Source organism: Streptomyces sp. NPDC048565 (assembly GCF_040650935.1).
Lineage (GTDB): Bacteria > Actinomycetota > Actinomycetes > Streptomycetales > Streptomycetaceae > Streptomyces.
Window position 1 is genome coordinate 185,261 of record NZ_JBEZIH010000001.1, and the last position, 19,907, is coordinate 205,167.

Annotated in this window: 16 protein-coding genes and 1 tRNA gene; 8 read left to right on the forward strand and 9 right to left on the reverse strand. The window is 69.6% G+C overall.

The genetic code is table 11. The annotated features are described in order from the left end of the window. Nucleotides 1-54: 54 nt before the first annotated feature. Both AB0C75_RS00795 and glmS read left to right on the forward strand, forming a co-directional pair. Nucleotides 55-330 (forward strand): hypothetical protein, encoded by a 276-nt coding sequence (locus tag AB0C75_RS00795; protein ID WP_362885715.1) that lies wholly within the window; start codon nt 55-57, stop codon nt 328-330. Nucleotides 331-386: 56 nt separating this feature from the next. After that, nucleotides 387-2,216, forward strand: coding sequence for a glutamine--fructose-6-phosphate transaminase (isomerizing) (gene glmS, locus AB0C75_RS00800; protein WP_362885717.1), 1,830 nt, complete (start codon nt 387-389; stop codon nt 2,214-2,216). 64 nt (nt 2,217-2,280) lie between these two features. On the opposite strand, the gene AB0C75_RS00805 is transcribed toward glmS, so the two are convergent. Continuing rightward, on the reverse strand, nt 2,281-2,802 hold the full coding sequence (locus AB0C75_RS00805; protein WP_362885719.1) for a universal stress protein: 522 nt from the start codon (nt 2,800-2,802) through the stop codon (nt 2,281-2,283). Between the two features lie 826 nt (nt 2,803-3,628). Here AB0C75_RS00805 and AB0C75_RS00810 point away from each other — a divergent pair. The 4 genes from AB0C75_RS00810 (at nt 3,629) to AB0C75_RS00825 (ending at nt 6,444) form a co-directional block, all read left to right on the forward strand. Further along, entirely contained in the window at nt 3,629-4,861 is a 1,233-nt protein-coding gene (locus tag AB0C75_RS00810; protein WP_362885721.1) for a helix-turn-helix domain-containing protein, read from the forward strand. A gap of 10 nt (nt 4,862-4,871) precedes the next feature. Then, the gene (orn, locus tag AB0C75_RS00815) at nt 4,872-5,477 is read left to right on the forward strand and encodes an oligoribonuclease (RefSeq protein WP_362885723.1); all 606 of its coding nucleotides are present in this window, start codon (nt 4,872-4,874) and stop codon (nt 5,475-5,477) included. A gap of 127 nt (nt 5,478-5,604) precedes the next feature. Beyond that, nucleotides 5,605-5,677, forward strand: a tRNA-His gene (locus tag AB0C75_RS00820). A gap of 104 nt (nt 5,678-5,781) precedes the next feature. Next, entirely contained in the window at nt 5,782-6,444 is a 663-nt protein-coding gene (locus AB0C75_RS00825; RefSeq protein WP_362885725.1) for an HAD family hydrolase, read from the forward strand. On the opposite strand, the gene AB0C75_RS00830 is transcribed toward AB0C75_RS00825, so the two are convergent. Further along, nucleotides 6,425-7,606 carry a transcriptional regulator gene (locus AB0C75_RS00830; protein ID WP_362885727.1) on the reverse strand — a complete coding sequence of 394 codons (1,182 nt, stop codon included), beginning with the start codon at nt 7,604-7,606 and terminating at the stop codon, nt 6,425-6,427. The genes AB0C75_RS00825 and AB0C75_RS00830 overlap by 20 nt on opposite strands. Before the next feature lie 239 nt (nt 7,607-7,845). Between AB0C75_RS00830 and AB0C75_RS00835 the strand changes: the two genes are divergently transcribed. Beyond that, nucleotides 7,846-7,983, forward strand: coding sequence for a hypothetical protein (locus AB0C75_RS00835; RefSeq protein WP_362885729.1), 138 nt, complete (start codon nt 7,846-7,848; stop codon nt 7,981-7,983). A gap of 1 nt (nt 7,984) precedes the next feature. Then, entirely contained in the window at nt 7,985-9,091 is a 1,107-nt protein-coding gene (locus AB0C75_RS00840; RefSeq protein WP_362885731.1) for a methyltransferase domain-containing protein, read from the forward strand. Between the two features lie 25 nt (nt 9,092-9,116). Here the strand turns inward: AB0C75_RS00840 and AB0C75_RS00845 are convergent, their stop codons facing one another. From AB0C75_RS00845 to AB0C75_RS00875, 7 genes are all read right to left on the reverse strand, one after another. Further along, the gene (locus AB0C75_RS00845; protein ID WP_362885733.1) at nt 9,117-11,177 is read right to left on the reverse strand and encodes a TerD family protein; all 2,061 of its coding nucleotides are present in this window, start codon (nt 11,175-11,177) and stop codon (nt 9,117-9,119) included. A gap of 119 nt (nt 11,178-11,296) precedes the next feature. Continuing rightward, the gene (locus AB0C75_RS00850) at nt 11,297-12,343 is read right to left on the reverse strand and encodes a LacI family DNA-binding transcriptional regulator (protein WP_362885735.1); all 1,047 of its coding nucleotides are present in this window, start codon (nt 12,341-12,343) and stop codon (nt 11,297-11,299) included. A gap of 253 nt (nt 12,344-12,596) precedes the next feature. Further along, nucleotides 12,597-14,054, reverse strand: coding sequence for a GH1 family beta-glucosidase (locus tag AB0C75_RS00855; protein WP_362885737.1), 1,458 nt, complete (start codon nt 14,052-14,054; stop codon nt 12,597-12,599). A 147-nt stretch (nt 14,055-14,201) separates the two neighbouring features. Continuing rightward, the gene (locus AB0C75_RS00860; protein WP_362885739.1) at nt 14,202-15,125 is read right to left on the reverse strand and encodes a carbohydrate ABC transporter permease; all 924 of its coding nucleotides are present in this window, start codon (nt 15,123-15,125) and stop codon (nt 14,202-14,204) included. A 15-nt stretch (nt 15,126-15,140) separates the two neighbouring features. Next, nucleotides 15,141-16,139, reverse strand: a complete 999-nt coding sequence (locus AB0C75_RS00865; protein WP_362885740.1) for a sugar ABC transporter permease — start codon at nt 16,137-16,139, stop codon at nt 15,141-15,143. A 166-nt stretch (nt 16,140-16,305) separates the two neighbouring features. Next, a complete protein-coding gene (locus AB0C75_RS00870; RefSeq protein WP_362885742.1) occupies nt 16,306-17,625 on the reverse strand; it encodes an ABC transporter substrate-binding protein in 1,320 nt (439 codons plus the stop codon). Nucleotides 17,626-18,274: 649 nt separating this feature from the next. Beyond that, complete coding sequence (locus AB0C75_RS00875; protein WP_362885743.1) at nt 18,275-19,795, reverse strand: cellulose binding domain-containing protein; 1,521 nt, start codon at nt 19,793-19,795, stop codon at nt 18,275-18,277. Between the last annotated feature and the right edge of the window lie 112 nt (nt 19,796-19,907).

A 19,907-nucleotide genomic window follows, 5' to 3' on the forward strand; every position in this document is an offset into this window, starting at 1 on the left:
CCGATATCGGGCAGATTTCTTGCATAGCGTCCCCGATCCACGCAATATCGACCCGTGCTCGAACGCCGCCCTTCGCATGACGACCTCATCGACCACCTCGTACGCTCCACCGCGCTCCAGCGCGGCGAGGCGGCCCGGGTGATCCTCGACGTGCTGGCGTACTTCGACGAGACGACGGAGGACTTCGTCCGGCGCCGCCACCGCGAGTTGCAAGCAGGCGGCCTGGTGAACAGGGAGATCTTCGAGCGGATCGCGGCCGAACTGCCGCACCGCGCGGTGGCGCCGCAGGAGCTCTCGCTCCGCCAGCTGCGCCGCGTCGTCTACGGCTGAACAGGGCGAACGGCCGGGCACAGGACCTTGGTACGTCGATGGAGGGGCAGAGTTCTATGTGCGGGATCGTCGGTTACATCGGAAGGCGCGACGTGGCGCCGCTGCTGCTGGAAGGCCTGCAGCGGCTGGAGTACCGGGGCTACGACTCCGCCGGCCTCGTGATCACGGGCAAGGCACCGGCGGGCAAGCCCGGCGCGCTGCGGATGGTCAAGGCCAAGGGCCGGGTCCGCGAGCTGGAGGCCCGCGTGCCCAAGCGGTTCGCCGGCACCACCGGCATCGCCCACACCCGCTGGGCCACGCACGGAGCCCCGAGCGACGAGAACGCGCACCCGCACCTGGACGCGGAGGGCAAGGTCGCCGTCGTCCACAACGGCATCATCGACAACGCCGCCGAGATCCGCGCGAAGCTCGTCGCCGACGGCGTCGTCTTCCTCTCCGAGACCGACACCGAGGTACTGGTCCACCTGGTCTCCCGCTCCCAGGCACTCACGCTCGAGGAGAAGGTCCGTGAGGCGCTGAAGTCCGTCGAGGGCACGTACGGCATCGCCGTCCTGCACTCCGACTTCAACGACCGCATCGTCGTCGCCCGCAACGGCTCCCCGGTCGTGCTCGGCATCGGCGAGAAGGAGATGTTCGTCGCCTCCGACGTGGCCGCCCTGGTCACGCACACCCGCCAGATCGTCACCCTGGACGACGGCGAGATGGCCACCCTCAAGGCCGACGACTTCCGTACGTACACCACGGAGGGCTCGACCACGACGGCCACGCCGACCACCGTGGAGTGGGAGGCCGAGTCGTACGACATGGGCGGCCACGACACCTACATGCACAAGGAGATCTCGGAGCAGGCCGACGCCGTGGACCGCGTGCTGCGGGGCCGCATCGACGACCGCTTCTCCACCGTGCACCTCGGCGGCCTCAATCTGGACGCCCGCGAGGCGCGCGGAGTGCGCCGGATCAAGATCCTGGGCTGCGGCACCTCGTACCACGCGGGTCTGATCGGCGCCGGCCTCATCGAGGAGCTGGCCCGCATCCCCGCGGACGCGGAGCCCGCGTCGGAGTTCCGCTACCGCAACCCGGTCGTGGACCCCGACACCCTGTACGTCGCCGTCTCGCAGTCCGGTGAGACCTACGACGTGCTGGCCGCGGTGCAGGAGCTCAAGCGCAAGGGCGCGCGCGTCCTTGGTGTCGTGAACGTCGTCGGCTCGGCGATCGCCCGCGAGGCGGACGGCGGGATGTACGTCCACGCGGGACCCGAGGTCTGCGTCGTCTCCACCAAGTGCTTCACCAACACCGTCGTGGCCTTCGCGCTGCTCGCCCTGCACCTGGGCCGCATCCGTGACCTGTCGGTGTCCGACGGCAAGCGGATCATCGAGGGGCTGCGCAGGCTGCCGGAGCAGATCGGCCAGATCCTCGAAGCCGAGGACGAGATCAAGAAGCTGGCCGAGGAGTACGCGGGCGCGCAGTCGATGATGTTCATCGGACGCGTCCGGGGCTACCCCGTCGCACTGGAGGCCTCCCTGAAGCTCAAGGAGATCTCCTACATCCACGCCGAGGCCTATCCGGCGTCGGAGCTCAAGCACGGCCCCCTCGCGCTCATCGAGCCGGCCCTCCCCACGGTGGCGATCGTCCCCGACGACGACCTGCTGGAGAAGAACCGCGCCGCGCTGGAGGAGATCAAGGCCCGCAGCGGCCGCATCCTCGCCGTCGCCCACCGCGAGCAGGAGAAGGCCGACCACACGATCGTCGTCCCGAAGAACGAGAACGAGCTGGACCCGATCCTGATGGGCATCCCGCTGCAGCTGCTCGCCTACCACACGGCTCTGGCCATGGGGCGTGACATCGACAAGCCGCGCAACCTGGCGAAGTCGGTCACCGTCGAGTAGTCGGATACGCGAATCGGATACGCGAGACAGCTCCTGACGGGCCGTCAGGAGCTGTCTCGCGCACTCAGGGGATGACGATGACCGGGCGCTGGGCTCGGCGTGCGAGGCGGCCGGCCACGGATCCGAAGATCCGGCCCACGATGCCGTGCGTCGAGCCGACGACGATCGCGTCGGCCGAATACTCGCGGCCGACCTCCTCCAACTCGTGGCAGATGTCCCCGCCGCGCTCCACGAGCACCCAGGGCACCTCGGTGAGATAGTCCGCGCAGGCCAGCTCAAGACCGAGGACCTCGGTGCGGTGGTCGGGCACATCGACGAAGACGGGCGGCTCACAGCCTGCCCACACGGTGGTCGGCAGCCGGTTGGCCACATGGACGATGATCAGCCCGGAATTCAGCCTGGACGCCATACCGATGGCGTACGCGAGGGCTCGCTCACTGGACATGGAGCCGTCGAAGCCGACCACGACGCCGTGCCGGAAGGCCGGGTCGCAGGAAGGGCGCGACTCTACGACCGGCTGCGGTTCCGACCCGGGGTCGGCTACCTGCTTGCGGTCTGCGGGTTCAGGGATTTCGTGACCGGCCATCGGTGTCTCGGCGAAGAGAGTCCTCGTGAGGAGAGAGCGGTGTGGAGGTGTACCTGCGAGCAGCGAAGCTGTGTCCGGGAAACATCTTCCCAACCCCTTACCCCCAAGGGTACGGCGCCATTCCTCCACTGCCCAGCCCTCGCGCATCGCAGGCGGGCGATGGAGGGAGCATGCCGGAGATCACCCCCATATGGCAATGCCGGTTGCGTCGTACATCCAGCTCGCGGAGGCTTCCACAGGTTCCGGCCACGGTGTCCGGCGGACACTCACGGTGACTCCGGCGAGACGGCCGAATGTGCCACCCGCCCCTCTGGACCGAGCTGTCACACCACGCCATCATGCAATTGCACAACGTTCAACTTCGGAGCCCGGATGGTCACGAGAGGCTCCAGAGGCGCGTGGAAGCTCTCGTGAACAGGGGGCGCACGCCGGTTGTATGACTGAAATACGCGCACGCAACCATCGTTTTTCAGCCAACTTCAGCACCCCCCGGTTCCCTTGGCCCCAGAGGCGCCCAACCCGCGTGCCACCAGGCAGGAATAGACCGCGCGGTACGCTTTGACCCTATGGGGACTGGCCATGATCGCTATGCGCACTTCCCTGAGGGGCTCGCGGGTGAAACCCTTCGGCATCGAACGCTTCGCGCCAAGTTGCCTTGTCGACATAGTGCCGGTGGGGGAACGTGTCACGTCGGCACCACGGGACGCAGTAGATTCGATCATGAGTGTCGAGGACGGGGGACTCGTGCGAGACCGAGGGGAAACGTGCAGGAGCGACAGGCCCGTAGGGACCAGGGAGACGCGAACACCGAGGGGGGCTTAGCGTCATGAGCCAGGACTCCGCCACCGCAACGGAGGCCGCACGGAAACTGAGCGGGCGGCGACGCCGGGAAGTCGTAGCCGTACTGCTGTTCAGTGGTGGCCCTATCTTCGAGAGCTCCATTCCGCTCTCAGTTTTCGGAATCGACCGGCAGGACGCGGGCGTTCCGCGCTACCGCCTGCTGGTCTGCGGGGGCGAGGAAGGGCCGCTGCGCACCACCGGCGGGCTCGAACTCAGCGCACCGTACGGCCTGGAGGCGATCAGCAGGGCCGGCACCGTCGTGGTGCCCGCCTGGCGGTCCATCACCTCACCGCCTCCCACGGAGGCACTGGACGCGCTGCGCCGCGCCCACGAGGAGGGTGCCCGCATCGTCGGACTCTGCACGGGGGCCTTCGTCCTCGCCGCGGCCGGCCTGCTGGACGGCCGCCCGGCCACCACGCACTGGATGTACGCACCGACGCTGGCCAAGCGCTATCCGTCGGTGCACGTCGATCCGCGTGAGCTGTTCGTCGACGACGGCGACGTGCTCACCTCGGCCGGAACGGCGGCCGGAATCGATCTGTGTCTCCACATAGTCCGTACCGACCACGGCACCGAGGCGGCCGGGGCTCTGGCCCGCCGGCTCGTCGTACCGCCGCGGCGCAGTGGCGGCCAGGAGCGCTACCTCGACAGGTCTTTACCCGAGGAGATCGGCTCCGACCCGCTCGCCGAGGTCGTGGCCTGGGCGCTGGAGCACCTCCACGAGCAGTTCGACGTGGAGACGCTGGCCGCCCGTGCCTATATGAGCCGGCGGACCTTCGACCGCAGGTTCCGCTCGCTCACGGGCAGCGCACCCCTCCAGTGGCTCATCACCCAGCGCGTGCTGCAGGCGCAGCGGCTGCTCGAAACCTCCGACTACTCCGTCGACGAGGTGGCGGGCCGCTGCGGCTTCCGCTCGCCGGTCGCCCTGCGCGGGCACTTCCGCCGCCAGCTGGGCTCCTCCCCCGCCGCGTACCGGGCCGCCTACCGGGCCCGCCGCCCGCAGGGCGGTGCGCTGGAGAGCGTCACCGCGGTGCTGGAGACGTCCGTACCCGCCCAGGGCACGGCAGGGAGCCGGAGGGCCGCTGCCGCGGCCTCGGCCGGCCCGTCGCCGGTCACAGCGACGGCCGCCCCCGGCGGCCCCGCGGATCGCGTCGGAGCGGGTCCGGAGGCTTATGTTCCCGGTCGCCCGGCACTGCCGGGGCAGCGCAGCGCCCCGTAGGGTGGGGCCCATGAACGACCGTATGGTGTGGATCGACTGCGAGATGACCGGGCTCTCGCTGACGGACGACGCACTCATCGAGGTGGCCGCACTGGTCACCGACTCGGAACTGAACGTGCTCGGTGAAGGGGTGGACATCGTGATCCGCCCGCCGGACGCGGCCCTGGAGACCATGCCCGAGGTGGTGCGGCAGATGCACACCGCCTCGGGCCTCCTCGAAGAGCTGGCCGGGGGCACGACCCTGGCCGACGCGGAGGAGCTGGTCCTGGCGTACATCCGCGAGCATGTGAAGGAGCCGGGCAAGGCCCCGCTGTGCGGGAATTCGGTCGGCACCGACCGGGGCTTCCTGGCGCGTGACATGCCGTCGCTGGAGGGCTACCTCCACTACCGGATCGTCGATGTGTCCTCGGTCAAGGAGCTGGCGCGCCGCTGGTACCCGAGGGCGTACTTCAACAGTCCGGACAAGAACGGCAACCACCGGGCGCTGGCCGACATCCGCGACTCCATCACGGAGATGCGTTACTACCGGGAAGCGGTCTTCGTCCCGCAGCCAGGCCCTGACTCGGCCCGCGCCAAGGAGATCGCGGCGCGCCTCACGCCGCCCTCCGGGGAGTAACGGCCTCATGCGCAGGTCACGGGCCCTCCGGGGCCCGTGCACCGGCCCTGAAGAACCGGGGCGCGAGCACCCGCTCGGACCCTGTACACTTTTTCTCGGCCGGTCAGGAAAGTGACCGGGCGACATGGTGGGTATAGCTCAGCTGGCAGAGCACCTGGTTGTGGTCCAGGATGTCGCGGGTTCAAGTCCCGTTACTCACCCTCAATGATCAAGGCCCGACCTGGGAAAACAGGTCGGGCCTTTGTCGTGCCCGAGGGACCACGAGCACTTTCGTGCCTCCGGGAAACGCCTCTACGATCACCGCATGATGCGTGCGGTTGTGTTCGACGTAGGCGAGTGCCTGGTGGACGAGACCAGGGAGTACGGCACCTGGGCCGACTGGCTGCAGGTCCCGCGGCACACGTTCGCCGCGATGTTCGGCGCGGTGATTGCCCAGGGGCGCGACTATCGCGACACCTTCAAGGAGTTCCGGCCAGGGTTCGACCTTCACGCCGAGCGCGAGGCACGGGCCGCTGCGGGACAGCCGGAGCACTTCGGCGAGGAGGATCTGTACCCCGAGGTCCGTGACTCCCTAAAGGCGCTGCGTGCGGACGGGCTCTGGCTCGGCATCGCCGGAAACCAGACCGTGCGCGCCGGCGGGATCCTCCGCGAGCTCTTCGCCCAGGACGTCGACCTGATCGGTACGTCGGACGACTGGGGCGCGAGCAAGCCGGACCGCACCTTCTTCGACCGCGTCGCCGAGGCCGTCCCCGCCGAGCCTGCAGAGACCCTTTACGTGGGCGACCGCGTCGACAACGACTTGCGGCCTGCCGTCGCGGCCGGGATGCACACCGCCCTGGTGCACCGAGGGCCCTGGGCGACGATCCAGTGGAACACGAAGGAGGCACTGGAGCTCCCGACGTTCCGGGTCGACAGCCTTCTGGAGCTGTCCCCGCTGATCGCTCGGTTCAACGAGCGAGAGCACTGACGGTCGTCGACCATCCGTACAGCCGCTCGTCCAGGGCTCGTACGCAGGGCTCACGCTGATGCGGGACCAGGGATCGGCGGACCTCGCGAATGCGGTCCATGCCGGTTGCGTACCACGTGCGCTCGAGCTGGTCGAGCGCACTGAGCGCGTGCCGGCACGCCTCTTCGAGGTCCCCGGCCGCGGCCTCGACGGCGGCAAGGTCGCCGAGGATGACGGAGCGCTGTTTCTCCTCGTCCGCGGGCAGGTCGTCGAGCACCGCGGACAGCGTGGTCCGGGCCTGCGGCAGATGACCGGAACGCAGCTCGGTATTGCCGCGGAACGCGGCAAGGCGTACGGGACTGAACCAGTCCATCCACTCCGGAGCCTGGTCGGCGCCCTCGGCGAGCAGATCCTCTGCATGCCCGATGAGGTGGAGCGCTGTGCGGGTGTTGCCGGCGCGCGTCTCGCACTCGGCCTCCACGGCGTCCAGCCAGGCGAGGAGGACAGCGGGTGCGGAGCCTCGGCGTGCGTAGGTACGGGCGGCAACGAGCCGCTGCACGGCATCGCCTCGGCGGCCGTCCCATGCAGGGACGAAGGCGCTGTGCGCAAGGACCGCCGCCCCGAGCAGATGGTCGTCCGCCTCCCCCGCGGCCTGCAGGGCACGCAGGAAAGTGGCGGCCGCACGCTCCGGCTCCTGGAGATCGAAGAACTCGATCCTCCCCGCGAGCAGCCAGCCCTCCCCGAGTCCGGCGGCGACAGACGCGCGCGTCTGTCCGGCGGTCTCCGAAAGCAGAACGCAGCCGAGTGTTGCGTGAGCGATGACGGCCGGGTGCAGGGTGGCCGGGGCCACAGACCAATACAAGCGCCGGTGCGCCCGGGTCACCGTCCCGTAGTCGGCCGCGACGGTGGCCGGCTGCATCGCGACCGCCGTCCGGTTGGGGACGGTGGCGAGGCCGCCAGGCACTGTGACCCCCTGCGGGCGCCGCGGGTCGGGGCTACTGTCTCGTCCGGCCGGCGCCCGGAAGCCAAGCGACTCCATGGTCTGTCCAAGGGTTCGGGTGAGGCGCTCCTGCAGTTCCGGGTGCGGCCATGGCGGGTTCTCCGATTCCCAGCGCCGCACCTGCCGGACACCCACGCTCAGCGCGTCGGCCAGAGCCTGCTGGGAGTGGTAGCCGGCGGCCATGCGTGCCGCCTTCAATCGCGTGTTGCTGCTGGCTGGTTGCGGCACAGCGCACCTCCATGATGGGCAGTCACACCAGTGTTGCAGCAGGCCCTTTGGCAGGCCAGTCATCACCCGGAAGGGGACAGAAAAGTCCGCTTCGGCTACAGCAGGAGTCCTCTACAAGTCCTCGTTATGTGGTCTGGCGAGGGCCACTCTGAACTGACCCGTTCACTCCGCACCACCCGACCAAGGAGAGCGCCATGGATGCCCACCGACACACGAGGCCGCAAGCCGACGACGGCAAGCACGGGGGCGGCTCCGCCCCGATCAAGCCCTGGACACCGCCGCCGACCCCGCCGTCTCCCGACGGTGGCGGCCCCTCCCGCACCGGGCGATGACATGAGCGCCACGCAGCAGGTCCTCACCTACGCCGGTCTGGTGCAGAACCTCGCCGACCGCGGATTGCTCAACCAGCGCTGGCGGCAGGTGTTCGACGCCGTGCCCCGTCTGCGGTTCGTCCCCACGGAGATCTGGCGCCAGCTCCCCGACCGGTGCGAACCGGTCAGGGAGGGGGCCGAGTGGCTGGCCCTGGTCAATTCGGACGAGCCGGTCGTCATCCAGCTCGACGACGGGGCCGAGGGCGGGCCCGGCATCGCCACGTCGTCGAACTCCCAGCCCAGCATGGTCGCCCGGATGCTCGGCCTGCTCCACGTCCAGGACGAGCACCGCGTGCTGGAGATCGGCACCGCGTCCGGTCACGTGGCCGCGCTGCTGTCCGAGCGCCTCGGCGACGAGCAGGTGTACAGCGTCGAGATCGACCCGGCTCTTGCCCACCATGCGGCCGGCGCTCTCGCGGATGCCGGGTACCGCCCGCACCTGCGGTGCGGGGACGGCGAGCAGCCCTGGCCGGGCATGGGCCCGGTCGATCGGCTGATCTCCACCTGCGCACTCCGGCACGTCCCGCACGCCCTGCTCCGGCAGGTCCGGCCGGGCGGGATCATCGTCGCGCCGCTGGCACGGGATTTCTGGTCCGGCGCCCTGGTCGAGCTCCACGTCCAGGACGACGGCACCGCGGTCGGGACCTTCTGCGGCGGAGCCTCGTACATGCCCATGCGCTCGCACCGCGCGATCAGCACCCACTCGGTCGACGGCACCACGGGCAGATCCCGCAGTGCGGGGCTGGACCCCGCACAGATCCTGTCCCTCGGGTTCGCGCTGTACGCCGAGGCCCGGCTACCGGGCGTGCGTCTGACGCACGAGGACACCGCGACCGGCGCTCGGGTATGGGCGACGCGCGCGGACGGCTCCGCCGCGACCACGGCCACCGGCGAGGACGTCTGGCAGTACGGCCCCGGGTTCCTGTGGGAGGAAATCGAGCAGGTCTGGCTGGAGTACGCCGCACTCGGTCATCCCGGCGCCGGCCAGTTCGGGCTGACGGTGACCGCCCGGGCCCAGCAAGTCTGGCTCCGTGACCCGCAAGCGGCCATCGCCCCCGTCAGGCGGTAGCCGCGCCACCGCCAGGTAACGGCCGTCAGCCGGAGACTGCCGGCTCGCCGCTTCCGCGGCGGCGTCCCCCGCCCGTCTCCAGCTGGGCGATCACGAGGGCGTGGAAGCGGTCCACCGCGTCGTCGACGCTGCGGATGAACCCGGACTCCGCGCTGCCACGGCCGTTCCTCATCCCCTTGAACAGGGAGAGCCGGAAGCCGGCGATCTCCCCGCCCTCCTTCGGCAGCAGGTCCGCGGGCTCGGGGCGCAGCCGTTCCAGCGTTCCGCGCGGGCCCACCCCGTCACCCTCGACGAGCGTCTCGATGTGCAGGTCCGCCGGCGCGGAGGCGAGCTGACGGATCAGGCGCTTGGCGCGGCTGAGCGGATAGCCCTGCTCGGAGGCAGGCACCTCGATCGACGTGCGCAGCTTCCCCGTGCGCAGGTCCGCGGCGATGGCCAGGATCCCCGGGGTCCCTTCGATGCGGAGCTCGGCCTCCAGCCGCCCCTGGGTGCACAGCCTGTCGGCGAGATCGGCACGGCGGGCGCGGGGGTCGGCTCCGCGCTTGGCGCGCTGGACGGGCAGCACCTTCTGTCCGAGCTCACCGCCGAGGCGCAGACACACCTGCCGGATCAGCTTCTCCCAGCTCTCGATGACCTCCGTGGCCCGCGGGTCGCCCTGGCAGAGCGTCTCGTCGTCGATTCCCTTGCGGACGGGCACCCACGCGGCACCCATGTTCTGGAAGCCGTGACAGCCCGAGTGCTCGTGCTGGAGGTAGTGCAGCAGCTCCTGGAGCAGCCACGCGTGCGTGGCGGTGCCCACGCCCTCGTGACGGATCAGCATCTGGGCCTGGTGGGCGACCTCGGCCCAGGAGAGGTGCCAGAGCGCGACCTTGTGCTTGCGCCGGCCGTCGACCCTGACGTCGACGAGGGAGCTGCCTTCGAGCGCCACGTCGTTGGACAGGGTGATGACGGACTCGTAGCCGCGCCGGGCGGCGATGTCCATGTACGCCTGTACCTGGTCGGGCTTGAGGGCGTTGCCGTTCGTCTTCGTCTCCATCAGTGCGGTCCACAGTTTGCCCGCCCGCTCGACCCGGATGACTCCGTCCGGACGGCGAGGGGCGTCACCGTGCGGCAGCGAGACCTCGGTGAAGGTCTCCATCCGCCCGGCGGGCGCCCCGAAACCGGCGGTGAGACGGCGGCCGAACTCGGGCACCTGGGTCATCACCGACAGCAGGACGGAGGTGGCACGCGTCTCCCGCTCACGGTCGTTCTTGAGAGCGGAGAGGGGGAACAGCCGGGCCGTACGCCAGGCGTCGTTCTCGGCGAGCGACTTCTTCGCGGTCCTCGGCAGCGTGACCTTCTTCTTGGCCGTACGCGGTCTGGTGTGCCGGCTCGGCCCCGTCGGCGCCGCCTCCCCGCCGCGGTCCACCACCGCCACCGCAGCCGGTTCCGGGGCCCGCGGGGCGGGTACGACCGCTCGCCGAGCGCCCTCCGGCTCCTCGCGCCCCTCGCGCTCCTCCTGCTGCCCCGGCTGTCCCCCGGAGGTCTCCTCCTCCTCGGCGTCGTCGTCGACGTCGACACCGAAATCCGTCGCCAGGGCGCCGAGACCGGAGGCGTAACCCTGCCCGACCGCACGGAACTTCCACTCGCCGGTGCGCCGGTAGAGCTCTCCGAAGATGAAGGCGCTCACGGCGCCCGCGTCCTCGATGGAGAACTGGACCAGGCTGTCCCCCGCGCTGTCCGCGAGCGTCAGGTGGAGGTCGTTGAGATCACCGAAACGTGACCCGCCGTATCGGCTCGCCGCCACCACGATCCGCTCGACCTCCGCCGGTACCGCGTCGAGGTCGAAACTGATGCGGTCCTCGTTGCCGTCGGCCGTGGGCGTCTTCCCGAGCAGCTGGACACTGCCGTTGCCCGCGATGGGGTTGTTGTAGAAGCAGAAGTCGGCGTCGCTGCGCACCTTGCCGTCGCCGTCGAGCAGCAGCACCGAGACATCCGCGTCGCCCTCCCCCGTCGGGCTGCTCCACCCGAGACTCATCATGACGGAGCCGACGTCGTCACTGAGCGCGGCCAGCCCGACGTTCGCGCCCTTGACCATCTTCTGCATGCAGCCCCCCGGATTCGCCGAACTCCGGGAACTTTATCCGGCAGGTGGACGCCTCATGGAGAACTTGTGAAAACTTTGCCCGTCCTGTGGAGAGAGCGGTGAGGGGCCCGCACGGACCCTCAGGAGGACTCGCGTACCACCAGCTCCGTGGGCAGCACGATCCTCGTGCGTTCCTGTGTGGTGTCGCCCGACGAACGCTTCGCGATCTCCTGGAGCAGGACACGGGTCATCGTGCGTCCCATCTCCTCGATCGGCTGGCGCACACTCGTCAGCGGCGGGTCCATGTGGCGGGCCACCGCGGAGTCGTCGAAGCCGATCAGGGCCACGTCGTCCGGAATGCGGCGGCCCGACTCGCGCAGGACCTGGCGGGCGCCCGCGGCCATCACGTCGGACGCGGCGAAGACCGCGTCCACGTCGGGGCGGCGCTTCAGCAGCTCCCGCATCGCGCGGGCGCCGCTCTCCTCGCTGAAGTCGGCGGGTGCGATGAGCCGTTCGTCGGGGTCGAGGCCGGCCGCGGCGACGGCCTTGCGGTAGCCGTCGAGGCGCCGCTGGGCGCCGTAGACGTCCAGGCGGCCGGTGATCGTGGCGATGGAGCGGCGGCCCCGCGCTATGAAGTGGTCGACGGCCGCCCTGGCCCCCTCGAAGTTGTCGGAGTCGACGGAGGGCAACGTCTCCGCAGCGTGCCGACGGCCGCTGATCACGGCGGCCATGCCGAGCTGTTCGAGGAGATCGGGCAGCGGGTCGTCGGCGTGGACGGAGACCAGGAGCACCCCGTCGACGCGGTGCGCGGTCAGGTACTGGGCCAGCCGGCGGCGCTCGCGGTCGTTGCCGGCGAGGGTCAGGAGCAGCTGCATCTCGGTGTCGGCGAGTGCCGCCCCGACACCACGCACGATGTCGGAGAAGTACGGCTCGGCGAAGAACCGGCTCTCGGACTCGGGGACGACGAGCGCGATGGCGTCCGTGCGGTTGCCCGCGAGTGCGCGCGCCGCGCGGTTGGGCACATAACCCAGCTCGGCGACCGCCGCCTCGACGGCCTCCCTGGTCTGCGCGCTGACCCGCGGGGAGCCGTTGATGACGCGCGAGGCCGTGCCCCGCCCCACGCCGGCCCTGGCCGCCACCTCTTCGAGCGTGGGCCGCCCGCCACTCCGTACTCGCGCTGCCGCCATGGCTGCCTCCCGTTCGCGGTCAACTTCTCACAGCGGGTTGACCAAAACCAAGTCCCACCGTCCGATCCCTTGACACTCGGCAGGGCCCATCGGCCCACCCGGCGCCACACTTTTTGGGAGCGCTCCCAAGCGTACGGGGTGCGTGTGACGGACATGTAAGGCGGGCCCGCCCCGGGACCGCGGAACAAGGGGGCGGGCACAGAAAAACGGGACCCGGCGGTGTGCCGGGTCCCGCTGTTCTCCCAGGTCAGGGTCAGACGGTGCCGAGAGGAGGCAGTGCGTGGCGGCGGATCACGTCGGAGTACCAGTGGGCACTCGTCTTGGGGATACGGCGCTGGGAGGCGTAGTCGACGTAGACCGCGCCGAAGCGCTTCGAATAGCCGTACGCCCACTCGAAGTTGTCCATCAGCGACCAGAGGAAGTAGCCGCGGACGTCCGCACCGTCGGCGACGGCCCGCTGCACGGCGTCGAGGTGGCCGTGCAGATACGCGACGCGCTCCGGGTCCTCGACCTTCCCCTCGGGCGAGGCGTAGTCGTCGAAGGCCGCGCCGTTCTCCGTGACCATGAGCGGGAGCCCGGGGTGGTCCCGGTGGGTGTCCATGAGGAGGTTGTAGAGCCCGTCGGGGTCGATCGACCAGTCCATCGCGGTCCGCTCCTTCCCTTCGGCGAGGTGGAAGGCGACGCGCTCGGAACCGGGCCAGGGAGAGTGCGCGCTGGAGCCGTGCGCCTCGCTGCGCTCGTACTCGGCCCCCTCCACCGGGGTGGATACCAGCGTCGGCGTGTAGTAGTTGATGCCGAGCGCGTCGACCGGGCGGGAGATGGTGGCGAGGTCGCCGTCCTTGACCAGCTTCGACCAGTCCACCAGGTGCGAGGTGTCGGCGATCAGGTCCGCGGGGTACTCCCCGCGCAGCATCGGACCGGTGAAGACCCGGTTGCCGACGGCGTCGATGCGGCGGGCGGCGTCCGCGTCGCCCTCGCTGTCGGTGAGCGGGCGGACCTGGTGGAGATTAAGGGTGACCGAGGTCTGCGCGGAAGCGGGGAGTTGGTCGCGCAGAACCTCGATCGCCCGGCCATGGGCGAGATTGAGGTGATGGGCCGCCTGCAGCGCCGCTGCGGGCTCGGTACGGCCGGGGGCGTGCACACCGGAGCCGTAACCGAGATAGGCCGAGCACCACGGCTCGTTGAGGGTGGTCCACATGCCGACGCGGTCGCCGAGCGCGCCGGAGACGATGGCGGCGTAGTCGGCGAAACGGTCGGCGGTCACGCGCTCGGGCCAGCCGCCGGCGTCCTCGAGCTCCTGGGGCAGGTCCCAGTGGTAGAGGGTGGCGACGGGCATGATGCCGGCGTCCAGCAGCTCGTCGACGAGCTTGCGGTAGAAGTCGAGACCGCGCTCGACGGCGGGGCCGCGGCCGGTGGGCTGGACGCGGGACCAGGAGACGGAGAAGCGGTAGGCCTTCAGCCCGAGCTGCTTCATGAGCGCGACGTCGTCGCGGTAGCGGTGGTAGTGGTCGGCGGCGATGTCACCGGTGTCGCCGTTGCGGACCTTGCCGGGGGTACGGCTGAAGGTGTCCCAGATGGACGGCGTGCGGCCGTCCTCGGCGGCGGCGCCCTCGACCTGGTAGGAGGCGGTCGCCGCACCCCAGATGAAGCCCGTGGGGAACAGCGTCCCGGGCGCTTGCTTCGGGGTGGTGTCGGGTCGTACGGCTGTCATGCGGGAGCGCTCCCATGGGGGTGGAGGGGACGAGGACAGGTAGGTGCGGGAACCCAATACCGTACCCGTACGGCCTGTGGTCAGGTACAGGCCGTACGGGAGGCGCCAGGGCGCACCCGGGGGCGGACAGGCGGGGTGCGGAGGCGTTCAGCCCTTGACCGCACCGGCCATGATGCCGCCGACGATCTGCTTGCCGAAGATCACGAAGACGACGAGCAGCGGCAGGGTGCTGATCAGCGCGCCGGCCATGACGATGCTCTGGTCGGGCACGTAGGACGCGCTCAGCAGGCCGAGGGCCACCTGGAGCGTGGGGTTCTCCGCACTCAGTGCGAGGTAGGGCCAGAAGAAGTCGTTCCAGGCCTGCACGAAGGTGAGCATGCCGAGCACCATCATGGCCGGCCGGGCGACCGGGAGGACGATGCTCCACACGATGCGGATGTTGTTCGCCCCGTCCACCCGGCCCGCCTCGATGAGCTCGTACGGCAGCGCCTCGATGAGGTACTGGCGCATGAAGAACACACCGAACGCGCTCACGAGGGTCGGGAAGATCACCGACTCCAGCTGACCGCCCCAGCCGATGTCCGACATCAGCATGAACAGCGGTACGACGCTGAGCTGCGGCGGGATCGTCAGCGTGGCGATGACCGCCGTCATCAGGGCGCCGCGTCCCCTGAAGCGCATCTTGGCGAAGGCGTAACCCGCCAGGGTGCAGAAGAACAGGGTCGCCACCGTGATGCTGGCGGACACGACCAGTGTGTTGACGATGGCCTTGCCGAGGTGCGCCTGCTCCCAGGCCGCCTGGAGGTTGTTGAAGAGGTTGCCACCCGGGATGAGCGGCGGGCTGGCGTCCAGAATCTCGTCCTGCGTACGGGACGCCGCCACGAGCGTCCAGTACAGCGGGAACAGCGAGCCGAGGCCGACGACGGCGAGGGCGAAGTAGGCGAAGGGGCCTGCGTGGTGCTGGCGGCCGGCGCCGGGCTTGAAGCGGCGGCGGCGCGGGGGTTCGTCGCGGACGGCGGCCCCGGAGGCGCGCGGGCGGTCCGAAGCGGCGATGGGGCTTGTGGTGGTCATGGAAAATCGCTCCCGTCAGGCCGCGGTCTTGCGCCCGAGGCGCCCGATGAGCCAGTTGATCGCGGCAATGAGCAGCAGCAGGACGAGCATGGCCCAGGCGACTGCGGCGGCTGCCCCGAGATGTCCGAGATTCCAGCCGTAGTTGTAGAGGTAGACACTGAGCGTCTCGTACTGGTTCTCGGTACCGCCCTGTGCTCCGGTGGCGCCGCCCTCCAGCAGGAGGGGCTCACCGAACAGCTGCATCGAGCCGATGGTCGAGATGACGATCGTGAAGAGGATCGTCGGCCGCAGCGCGGGAATCGTCACGTTGCGGAACTGCTGCCAGCGCGTGGCCCCGTCGATCGACGCGGCCTCGTAGAGGTCGGACGGTACGGCCTGCATCGCGGCCAGATAGATCAGCGTGTTGTAGCCCGTCCAGCGCCAGATCACGATGACGGCGATGGCGATGTTCGACGTCCAGTGACCGTTGGCCCAGTTCGTCTCGCCGATGCCGAAGAGGCCGAGGAACCAGTTCAGCAGACCGCCGTCGGCCCGGAACACCAGGGCGAAGACCAGGGCGGCGGAGGCCACCGACGTGGCGTACGGGGTGAGGATCACGGTGCGCCAGAAGGTGCTGGCACGGAGCTTGTAGTTCAGCAGATGGGCCAGGCCGAGCGCGACCATCAGCTGCGGCACGGTCGAAATGACGCCGATGACGAAGGTGTTGGAGACCGCGGTCCAGAACTCGGAGTCCTGGAGGATGGTGCTGAAGTTCTCCCAGCCGACCCACTCCATCTGGTCGAGACTGGTCATCTCCACCTTGTGGAGGGCTATCCAGCCGGTGTAGATGAGCGGGTAGAGCCCGAAGGCTCCGAAGACGAGGAAGAACGGGGCGATGTAGGCGTACGGCGATGCCTTGTCGTCGAGTCGCCAGAGCCTGCTGCGCCACGCCTGGCGGCGTGGGGTCATGGGCTTCGGAGCGCGGCGGCCGTGCTGGGAGCCGCTTGCGCCCCTGGTGGGGGTCGTGGTTGCCACAGGTGGGAGTCCTTCCCTGGGGTGTGCCGACACCGCAGGGGCAAGGCCGGACCTCTTCAGGTCCGGCGGAGGTGTCGGAGGCCGTGCGCGGCCGGCTCGTGGGAGCCGGCACCGGTGCGGGCGGCCGGGGCCGCTCGGGCGTCCCTGCCGCCCGCACCGGACTGGATCAGCCGATCACCTTGTCGAGCGCCTTGACGGCTGCGTCCCAGGCGTCGTCCGGGCTGGTGCCCCGCACCTCCATGTTGTTGATCTGCGGGGTGATGGTGTCCTTGATGACACCGTCCTTCGGGCCGAGCACGGCGGCCGGGATGATCTGTGCCTCTTCGGCGTAGATCTCACCGATCGGGGCGTCGTTGAAGTAGGGCAGCTTGGCGGTCTTCACGTCGGGGAGCTCGTAGGCGCCCTTGTTCGACGGGAAGAGACCGGCGGCCTTGAAGACGGCGGCCTGCTGCTCGGGCGCGGTCAGCCACTTGACGAGCTCGCCGGCCTCCTTGACGTGCTTGCCCTTGGCGGGCACCGCGAGGAACGAACCGCCCCAGTTGGCCGCGGTGTCACCCGGGGTGCGGGCGATGTCCCACTTGCCCTTGTACTTGTCACCGGCGTCCGTGGTGATCCGTGCGGCCATCCACGCGGGGCAGGCCACGGTGGCGATGCTGCCCTTGCGCAGGGCGACACCCCACTCGTCGGTGAACTGGGCCAGCCCCTGGCTCAGGCCCTTGTCGACCGCCTCGGCGGCCAGGTTCCAGCCCTTCTTGACGCTGGGGCTGTCCTTGTAGATCGGCTCGCCGTCCTTGGAGTAGTACTGCTCCTCGTTCGAGCTGACCACGCCGTTGTACATGGCGCTGGCGGAGTCCATGTAGAAGGTGTTCTTGGGAGCCTTCTTCTTGTACTCCACACCGAGCTTGAGGTAGTCCTCCCAGCCGCCGGCGACCTTCTCGGCGACCTCGGTGCGGTCGGTCGGCAGACCGGCCTTCTCGAACAGGTCGCGGCGGTAACAGAGCGACATCGGGCCGATGTCGGTGCCGGCACCGATGACCTTGCCGTCCTCGGTGGTCGCCTGCAGCGCCTTCCAGTTCACCCACTGGTCGGTGTCGATCACCTTGGACAGGTCCGCGAAGGCGTCCGCCTTCGTGTCGACGAGCTCCTTCACGCGGCCGACCTCGACGCCGTGGATGTCGGCCAGACCGCTGCCCGTGTTGAGCTGCTGGAGGAACTTGGGGTAGTAGACCTTCTCGTCGGCCGAGGTGTTCGCCTTGACCGTGATGTTCGGGTGCAGCTCGTGGTACTTCTCGAAGAGCTTCGCCTCCTTGTACCCGAACTGTCCGAAGTCGGCGAGGGTCAGGGTGATGTTCCCGTCAGCGTCCTCGGCCGAATCCGAGCCGGAATCGCTGCAGCCGGTCAGCAGCAGGGCGGCGGCCGTGAGGCCCGTGGTTGCCAACATGGCGGTTCTGCGGCTTCGACCTGCGACAGTGCGGGTGATGCGCATTCCACTACTCCTTGTTCCAGGTGGGACTGGCGTTCGATCTGCTCGGCATACGCGCTGGTGGGTGCGGGTGCCAGTGGTACGGAGATGACATGGGCGGTGCCGTCCCCGTACGAGCGAAAAACCTCGTTCGATATGGGAGCGCTCCCATGCGCTGTTGCCGGAACACTGCTGCCTCAAGGGGGTGGGTGTCAAGAGTTGAAGACGCTTCCGTTGCCCGAGTGTGTCCTGCAAGTCACGTGAACGTGTCCGGCAGAGGGCTTGCGTCAATCGGCGCGCCCTGCATGCGATTTGCGCAGCGAGTGGAATCGCGGCAGGTCAGGGGGTGTTGGGCCTCGAAAGACCTCGCTGGACACCCGGACGGCCGGGGTAAGGCACCTGATTCCCGCACCGGGTCCGGGACGGTGTCCGACTCATCGGCGGACCGGGAGACGCCCGCCGGAAGATGAACGGGGTGAGGCCCTGTGAGGGCACACAGGGGGTCAGGAACCGTTTCCGCGTTCTTTCCCCGAACTCCACCGGCGCGCGGGACTGTTCGGCTCTTCCGGGCGCGGGCTCCGCAGACGAAGGGGCGCGCGCCCCGGCCGGAGTGTGGGGGGAGTGGGGCCGGCCGGGACGCGCGCGTCGGGGTGGTGGTCGATGGGGCGCGGGACTAACCGAAGGCGCCGAACGCCTGGGTGAAGGCCAGCGGCTCCTGGAGGATCGAGCTGCAGGTCGCGTCCGCGGTCGGCTTCTCGCCGTCCGCGCACTGGACGTCACGCGTGCCCGACCACATCGACAGCCGGCCGATGCCGTTCTCCGATGCGAACTCCACGAGCTGGGTGGCGTCGTCGACGGTGAAGATCTCGGTGGCGACGTCGTTCACGCCGATCATCGGGGTGACGGCGACGGCCTTCCATGCCTCCGCGTCCGAGAGCCCGAGCACGCTCTTGATCTGGGCCTGCGTGGCGGTGGCCGCCTGGGTGGCGTAGTCGCCCATGTCCCCGTCGTAGGAGGCCCCGTAGTCCATCGCCATGATGTTGACCGCGTCGATCGCGACGCCGTTCTCCTTCGCATCCGCGACCAGGTCCACGCCGTCCTGGGTCAGCCCCTCGGGCATCACGGGCAGGGTGAAGGACACGTCGAGACCGGGGTGCGACTTCTGGAGCTCGGCGATGGCCTGCGAGCGCCGGGTGTTCGCGGCGGTATCGGGGAGCGCGCCGCCTTCGATGTCGAAGTCGACCTTGGTCAGCTCGTACGTGTCGATGACCTCGCCGTACGCCTTGGCCAGCTCCTCGGCCGATGAGCAGTTCAGAGCCAGCTCCGCGCCGGCCGCCCCGCCGAAGGAGACGCGCACGTCACCACCCTCGGCCCGCAGCGCGCCGATCTGGGAGGCCACCTGGTCGTCGCCGAGTCCGGTGACCCCGCCCCACAGCGGCGCGCAGCCGCCGCCCGACGTGATGAACGCCAGGTTGAACTCCTTGACGCCCGTGCCGGCCGCGGTGTCCAGCAGGTCGTAGGCCGGGTAGAGCGAGGTGTCGACGTACGGGGCGAATCCCGCCCCGTCGGCCGTACCTGCCGAATCGGCCGGTTCAGAGGGCTCGGAGGGCTCGGACGTGGGGGTGTCCGTCGCCTCGTCCTCCGGGGTCCCGGTGGGTGTCGCGTTCTCCGTCGGCGTGGGGGCCGAGGTCGGGGTGTCGGTCGGGCGTCCGCTCGGTTCCGGCGCCGCGCCACCGTCCGCGGAGCAGGCGGCGTCGTTGATGAGGCAGCCTTCCGGGTCTGCCGCCGCCGCTGTGGTGCCCGCGGACACGGCTCCTTCGGACCCGGCGACGAAGCCGATCGTCACGGACTCACCCGGAGCGATGTCCTTGTTCCAGCTCTCGGGCTTCACGGTGACGTGGTTGCCGCTGACGGTGTGCTCACCGTTCCACAGGGAGTCGATCTTCGTGCCGGTGGGCAGGTCGAATTCGAGCGTCCAGCCCGACTGGGCGTTCCCCGTGTCGTTGGAGACGACGTACTGCCCGGTGTATCCACCGGTCCAGTCGCTGGCCCTCGTGTAGGTGGCGCCGACGGCCGCCGCCTGCGCGGTGCCGGTGAGTGCGAAGACCGTGCCGCCCACGACCGCCGCGGCGACGAGGGCGCCGACCGCCTTCGTGCGGGTGCTCGTCGTGCGGCGGTGCGTACTGATGCCCATCGCGTTCCTCTGTCCTGCCGGGGGGTGATTGCGTCTGCACGCTAGCCCCCGGGAAACGGACAAAGGGCGCCCATGGGAACCGAGTTGGTGTTCTTAGGGTTTGCTTAAGGAG

Bases quoted from the DNA above. Each gene is read 5' to 3' on its own strand.
- glmS (WP_362885717.1), top strand. From the start codon at position 387: ATGTGCGGGATCGTCGGTTACATCGGAAGGCGCGACGTGGCGCCGCTG.
- AB0C75_RS00805 (WP_362885719.1), bottom strand. From the start codon at position 2,802: ATGGCCGGTCACGAAATCCCTGAACCCGCAGACCGCAAGCAGGTAGCC.
- AB0C75_RS00810 (WP_362885721.1), top strand. From the start codon at position 3,629: ATGAGCCAGGACTCCGCCACCGCAACGGAGGCCGCACGGAAACTGAGC.
- orn (WP_362885723.1), top strand. From the start codon at position 4,872: ATGAACGACCGTATGGTGTGGATCGACTGCGAGATGACCGGGCTCTCG.
- AB0C75_RS00825 (WP_362885725.1), top strand. From the start codon at position 5,782: ATGATGCGTGCGGTTGTGTTCGACGTAGGCGAGTGCCTGGTGGACGAG.
- AB0C75_RS00830 (WP_362885727.1), bottom strand. From the start codon at position 7,606: ATGGCCGCCGGCTACCACTCCCAGCAGGCTCTGGCCGACGCGCTGAGC.
- AB0C75_RS00835 (WP_362885729.1), top strand. From the start codon at position 7,846: ATGGATGCCCACCGACACACGAGGCCGCAAGCCGACGACGGCAAGCAC.
- AB0C75_RS00840 (WP_362885731.1), top strand. From the start codon at position 7,985: ATGAGCGCCACGCAGCAGGTCCTCACCTACGCCGGTCTGGTGCAGAAC.
- AB0C75_RS00845 (WP_362885733.1), bottom strand. From the start codon at position 11,177: ATGCAGAAGATGGTCAAGGGCGCGAACGTCGGGCTGGCCGCGCTCAGT.
- AB0C75_RS00850 (WP_362885735.1), bottom strand. From the start codon at position 12,343: ATGGCGGCAGCGCGAGTACGGAGTGGCGGGCGGCCCACGCTCGAAGAG.
- AB0C75_RS00855 (WP_362885737.1), bottom strand. From the start codon at position 14,054: ATGACAGCCGTACGACCCGACACCACCCCGAAGCAAGCGCCCGGGACG.
- AB0C75_RS00860 (WP_362885739.1), bottom strand. From the start codon at position 15,125: ATGACCACCACAAGCCCCATCGCCGCTTCGGACCGCCCGCGCGCCTCC.
- AB0C75_RS00870 (WP_362885742.1), bottom strand. From the start codon at position 17,625: ATGCGCATCACCCGCACTGTCGCAGGTCGAAGCCGCAGAACCGCCATG.
- AB0C75_RS00875 (WP_362885743.1), bottom strand. From the start codon at position 19,795: ATGGGCATCAGTACGCACCGCCGCACGACGAGCACCCGCACGAAGGCG.